This window comes from Mesorhizobium sp. M7A.F.Ca.CA.002.15.2.1 (assembly GCF_003998715.1).
Classification (GTDB): domain Bacteria; phylum Pseudomonadota; class Alphaproteobacteria; order Rhizobiales; family Rhizobiaceae; genus Mesorhizobium; species Mesorhizobium ciceri.
Map to the genome: position 1 here is coordinate 1 of NZ_RZPI01000711.1, position 2767 is coordinate 2767.

Below are 2767 nucleotides of genomic sequence, written 5' to 3' on the forward strand. Positions count from 1 at the left end.
TGGCCGAGGTGCGCGCCACCGTGCAGCTTTCGAATTTCGGCTCCAGTGTCTTTTCGGTGAACCACTTCAATTCCTGGAACAGGCTGCCCCATTTCGCCAGGTTGATGATCACCCGCTTCAACCCGACCGATCCCGGTTCGCCGATCTCGGGCTGATCGGCCGGCGGCCGCTCGGCCACCTTGTCGTAACGGTAGACGATCATGTCCTCGAGGAAATTGCCGGGCGCCGTCGACAGATGGCCGTAGAACAGGCCGATATCCTTGTTCGGCTCCAGCACCTTGGCGAAGAATTCCGGAAAATCGTCCGATTTGATGATTTCGCGCGAGGTGCGGTAGACGGCGTTGTCGACGATGTCGAGCGTCGCCTCCAGCACCACGCCGAACAGGCCGTAACCGCCGACGACGTGGCGGAACAGATCGGTGTTCTCGGTCGGCGAGCAGGTCGTCACCGAACCGTCGGCCAGCATCACCCGCATCGAGCGGATCGAGCCCGCCACCGAACCCGCCTGGTGGTCCATGCCATGCGCATTGGCCGACAGCGAACCGCCGACCGAGAAGATGTCGGTCGACTGCATCGCCTTCACCGCGAAGTGCGGATGCAGAAGGTTCTGGATGTCATGCCAGCGCGCGCCCGGCTGCAGGGTCATGGTCTTGGCCGCCGCATCGACGGTGACCCTGTTGAACTTTCTGAGGTCGAGCACCAGCGCGTTGTCGTCGAAGGCATGCCCGCCCATGGAATGGCGGATGGCGGCCAGCGATATTTTCAGCCCATTGGCACGCGCGAAGGCCAGGGCCTTGGCGATGTGCTCGTCCCCGCTGACCTCGACCACGCCGTAGACCGGCGTCATCGACAGGCCGCTGGCATCGTTGATGTCACCACCCTTTGCCGACCAGGGCAGTGACGCATCGAAGGCCGGCGCATTGTCCAGCGGCTTCAGAGGCAGCGCGAAGCCGTCTATATCGGCTATCCGTCCTGCGTTCTTCGGCCCCGAAGGTCCGCGTGCCAGCCGCGCCACCGTGTTGCCGCCCCACAGCACCGCGCCGCCGACGACAGCCGCACCCAGCAGCAATCGCCGCGACAGGCGAAACCCTTTTTGCTCGTCGGCCATGACTATCCCCCGGTGGCCAAGGGATAGCGCGGCTCTTTGGCAAAAACCATAGCGGCGCCGCCGGGACGGCGGTTTGCCTGGCGTCGAGGGTGAAGGGCACGAAAATGGCCGGTCCCCGGAGGACCGGCCAGAATGGAACAGGGTCTGAAATTGCGTCAGCAGGTCTGCCGACGCACGATGCCCTCGCCTTACGAGGCCTTCTTGATCGACGTCACGATGCCGGTCTTGTCATCGACGGTCACCGCCACCTTGGCGCCGACCTTCAGTTTCCCGATCGTCGCTTCGGGCGACAGCTGGTAGATCTTGCCGTCGTCGAGGGTGATCGACTTGGTCGTCGGATCGACGGCCTGAATGGTGCCCTGAACGGTCGCGGCATAAGCGGTGCCGAGGAAGGCGAGCAGAGCAGCGGTGGTTGCGAGGGTCTTCTTCATTGGTAAGCACTCCGTGCTGTTTCACTTTTCCGGACCGCCGCCTTGGGAAACGACAGCACCGGACGGCCTGAAACTGGACGGAAAGCGCACCCTCCGCAAATCACATTGGGTGAATTTTCGCAAACAATATCATAGGCTTAATTCCGACACATTATCTGCGACCTAGATCATTTCAGGCCGCTTCGGCTCCCCCAATGAACGCACTTCTGTCCGCGAAAAGAGTCACTTGGCCGATTGTGACGGGCGGCTTTCGATCACCACGCAGCCGCCGCAATCCATCTCGGGCGGCATCACGAAACAGAGCGCTGACCGATCGTCGATACACATTTTGTTTCGCGGATCAGTTCAAAAACCGCCACGCCAACGCTGATCAAACTCGCGCTACGGTTGCAAACCGACGTCGAATGCGGGATGGTGTCGACCGTTGACATGAAGGGGGGCCTTCCATGAAGCTTGCAGTCTGGACTGCGATGTCCCTGATGCTGGCGCTTGCTCCAGGATTGGCCGGCGCACAAGCCACGGATCCGGGCGACGACAAAACAATTATCTTCACTCCCGGCGACCCAGAGATGGCAGCGGCCACCGCGCAGGCGCTCGCCAGCCTGGACGACTTCCTGGCACTGTCCGAGGCGCCTCCCGCCGACACAGAGAGGTTCAAATTGAAGGTCAAGGTACGGGACGGCAACGTCACCGAACACTTCTGGGTCATACCGTTCCGCCGCACCGAAACCGGATTTGTCGGCATGTTGGCAAACCAGCCGGAGGAAGTGCACAACGTCGTCCTCGGCCAGAACATAGAATTCACCAGGGACGATATTTCCGACTGGGGATACACACGCGGCGGACGTCAGGTCGGCAGCTTCACCGTGTGCGTCATGTTCAACAAAATGTCGAAAGAAGAGGCGGACTACATGCGTGACAAATACGGCTTCGAGTGCTGAAAGCGCAGCCCGATCAACCCGCTTCGTCCTTCGCGCCGATCTTGCGCACAAGTGCCGCCGTCGCCAGCATCGCGCCCATGTCCGATATCATCGGCGCGACATGCCTGCTGTAGTCGAGCGGCACCGAAATATCCGGCAGCTCGAAGAAGTTCTTCGTCTGCGGCAACAGTAGGAAACCATCGCTGCCGTTGAGCGCGACGCGGGCTGGGTCGTCCGGCCAGGTTTCGCCAAGCCATTTCAGCGCCTGCGCCAGCCGGCCGCTCACCAATGGCTGTGCCGCCCCGAGA

At 61.7% G+C, this 2767-nt stretch carries 3 protein-coding genes and 1 pseudogene; 1 reads left to right on the plus strand and 3 read right to left on the minus strand.

Annotated features, from left to right (window positions below):
• Both ENZ74_RS27975 and ENZ74_RS27980 read right to left on the minus strand, forming a co-directional pair.
• On the minus strand, positions 1-1108 hold a 1108-nt coding region (locus tag ENZ74_RS27975; protein WP_164761263.1), incomplete at its 3' end, for an FAD-binding oxidoreductase.
• A 188-nt stretch (positions 1109-1296) separates the two neighbouring features.
• Complete coding sequence (locus ENZ74_RS27980) at positions 1297-1539, minus strand: DUF1344 domain-containing protein (protein WP_013530037.1); 243 nt, start codon at positions 1537-1539, stop codon at positions 1297-1299.
• Between the two features lie 446 nt (positions 1540-1985).
• Here ENZ74_RS27980 and ENZ74_RS27985 point away from each other — a divergent pair, with 446 nt between their 5' ends.
• Positions 1986-2480, plus strand: a complete 495-nt coding sequence (locus ENZ74_RS27985; RefSeq protein ID WP_063168829.1) for a DUF2314 domain-containing protein — start codon at positions 1986-1988, stop codon at positions 2478-2480.
• Positions 2481-2493: 13 nt separating this feature from the next.
• Here ENZ74_RS27985 and ENZ74_RS27990 read toward each other — a convergent pair.
• Positions 2494-2767, minus strand: a pseudogene (locus tag ENZ74_RS27990) (hypothetical protein); the annotation flags it as partial.

Coding starts and splice junctions, on each gene's coding strand:
- ENZ74_RS27980 (WP_013530037.1), bottom strand. CDS start 1,539: ATGAAGAAGACCCTCGCAACCACCGCTGCTCTGCTCGCCTTCCTCGGC.
- ENZ74_RS27985 (WP_063168829.1), top strand. CDS start 1,986: ATGAAGCTTGCAGTCTGGACTGCGATGTCCCTGATGCTGGCGCTTGCT.